The sequence below is a fragment of the Microvirga sp. P4_G7 genome, assembly GCF_056401005.1.
In genome coordinates, this window is the sequence record NZ_JBFUKD010000582.1 from 1 (window position 1) to 2,380 (window position 2,380).

At 63.5% G+C, this 2,380-nt stretch carries 2 protein-coding genes and 1 pseudogene; 2 read left to right on the forward strand and 1 reads right to left on the reverse strand.

Annotated elements, in window-relative coordinates; all coding sequences use genetic code 11:
- The first annotated feature begins 2 nt into the window (after positions 1-2).
- Together AC1DT3_RS18220 and AC1DT3_RS18225 are read left to right on the forward strand one after the other, a co-directional pair.
- Entirely contained in the window at positions 3-488 is a 486-nt protein-coding gene (locus AC1DT3_RS18220; protein ID WP_477466640.1) for an NUDIX domain-containing protein, read from the forward strand.
- Positions 489-671: 183 nt separating this feature from the next.
- Positions 672-1,175, forward strand: a complete 504-nt coding sequence (locus tag AC1DT3_RS18225) for a GNAT family N-acetyltransferase (RefSeq protein ID WP_477466641.1) — start codon at positions 672-674, stop codon at positions 1,173-1,175.
- On the opposite strand, the pseudogene AC1DT3_RS18230 reads toward AC1DT3_RS18225, so the two are convergent.
- Positions 1,176-2,380 (reverse strand): annotated as a pseudogene (locus AC1DT3_RS18230) (hypothetical protein); the annotation flags it as partial.

Consider the following 2,380-nt stretch of genomic DNA (forward strand, 5'->3'; position numbering starts at 1 on the left):
CTATGCCCCTGTTGCGTGTTGCTAGCTTCATTCCGGAGGCCCTGTTCCGGCGGGTCCTGCATACCTATTGGCGAGTCTCCCGAGGGATGACGCTCGGCGTTCGCGCGGTCGTCGTAGACGAACAGAAACGGGTTTGCCTCATACGACACACCTACATTGCGGGTTGGCACTTGCCCGGTGGCGGTGTCGAGACGGGGGAAACGGCGCTCGAGGCTCTCGTGCGTGAATTGCGCGAGGAAGCGTGCATCGTCCCGACCGACACCCCGCGTTTGCACGGTGTCTTCTTTAACCGGAGGGTCTCGCGACGCGATCACGTGCTCGTCTATGTGATCCACGCCTTCACGAGGCTCGGCGACAAAGTGCCGGACGGCGAGATATTGGAGACCGGTTTCTTCCCGGTTGACCAGTTGCCGGACGGAACGAGTGCGCCGACCCGGCGACGCCTCGCGGAAATCTTCGATGAACGGCCCATCGAGACCACCTGGTGAGATCGTTTGCGCCACGAGCCCAAGACTGCTATTGGGCCGAAACAAGCCTGGGCAAAACGGGCTTGAGGGCAAATGGGCTTGAGGGAACGACACCTTCCATGACGACCGAGCGGACATCGCGACGACGAACCGGCTGACTTTTCTTCGCCGTTCCCATTGCCATGCTTTCCGCGAGTCTGTCCCGTGACCGAATTGTCGTYGATCATCCGTTCCGAACTTCCCGCCGATTCCGACGCCATCGAGCGCTTGCATGAGCGCACCTTCGGTCCTGGCCGCTTTGCTCGCACCGCGTCTCGTCTGCGCGAGGGGGTCGCCCACGACATGGCGCTCTCGTTTACGGCTCTGGTCGGCACTCTTCTCGTTGGATCGGTGCGGATGACACCGGTCTCGGCCGGGGCGGAAACCGCTTTCATGCTCGGACCCTTGACGGTCGAGCCGGCGTTTGAGAACCGCGGCATCGGCGCCGCGCTCATGCGCCGTTCGATCGATGCGGCGAGGGACAGAGGGCATACTCTGGTTCTGCTGGTCGGCGACGAGCCCTATTACGCCCGGTTCGGCTTCAAGCGCATTCCCCACCACCAGCTCGAACTGCCAGGCCCGGTCAACCCAGACCGCTTTCTGGCTTTGGAACTGGCCGAGGGAGCCTTTCAGCGGGCGCGAGGTTTGGTGACACCGCGAGCGAGCTGATCAGGCCCTCCGCCGACGTCCCTCGAGCACCCAGGCGAAGAGCGACGATCCCAGAAGAAGGGCGAGCCCGAGGAAACCCAGCGCCAGAGGGAACACCGACACGCCCTTGACGATGGCGCTTTCGCTCGGCCTGAATCCGATCCAATCGCTCCCCGAGAACCGGGACCCCGACCGCACCGTCGTCAGGCGTGGAACGATGACGTCCGTTCCTTCGGCGACCCGGCGGATCGAGCCGCCGGTGGGCTCGACGATGGGCTTTAGCGCTTCGGTGTTGCTGAAGACATCCGCGAGCTCGCGCGGATTGGCCGGTCCGAGGCTGACGAATGTCACCAGTTCGCCCGAGCGGAGCGTGTGAAGTCCGAGTTCGCGGCTTTCGATCCGTGCCGTGAAAAGACCGGGCTTTTCCTCGCTCAGCGTGATGGATCGCTGCGTGCCGCCGGGTGTGGTCATCGTCACGGGGTCCACCGTGTCGCTCATCGTCTGCCGCTCGACGCGGATCGTGCCGCCGTTGGCGGAGGCGCGCAATGCTTCTTCTTCGAGCGCCGGTTCCTTCATGAGCCAATGAGCCAGTCGGCGCAGGAGGTCGAGGTGCGGCCCGCCGTCCCTGTAGCCGCGCGCCCAGAGCCACGCATGATCGGACAAGAGAAGTGCGACGCGCCCTTTGTCCTCGCGTTTCAGGACGAGAAGAGGAAGATCGTTCGCGCCGGACATGAGCGTCGCGCCGTTCTGGACCTGCGCGCCGATGATCCGCAACCATTCGCCCCAGGCCGGCGGATTGGCCTCCGAACCGGGAAGCTCGCGGGTAACCGGGTGCCGAGATCCCGGCGAGGTGAGGCGCGCCTTGTACGGTTCCTCGACGATGCGGCCATCGGGTCGTGCGGGCAAGACGGCCGCGAGACGTGTCTGCGCGAGACTTCCGTAATCGGTAAACTCCGGCCCCGCCGCGATCAAAATTGCTCCGCCTTCGCGGACGTAGCGCACGATGTTCTCGAAATAGGCTGGAGGAAGAATGCTCTGGTTCGCATAGCGGTCGAAGATGATCAGGTCGAATTCCTTGATCTTCTGCTGAAACAGCTCGCGGGTCGGGAAGGCGATCAGCGACAATTCGTTGATCGGCGTGCCGTCCTGTTTTTCCGGCGGACGGAGAATGGTGAAATGCACGAGATCGACGTTGGCGTCGGATTTCAGGAGATTGCGCCATGTAC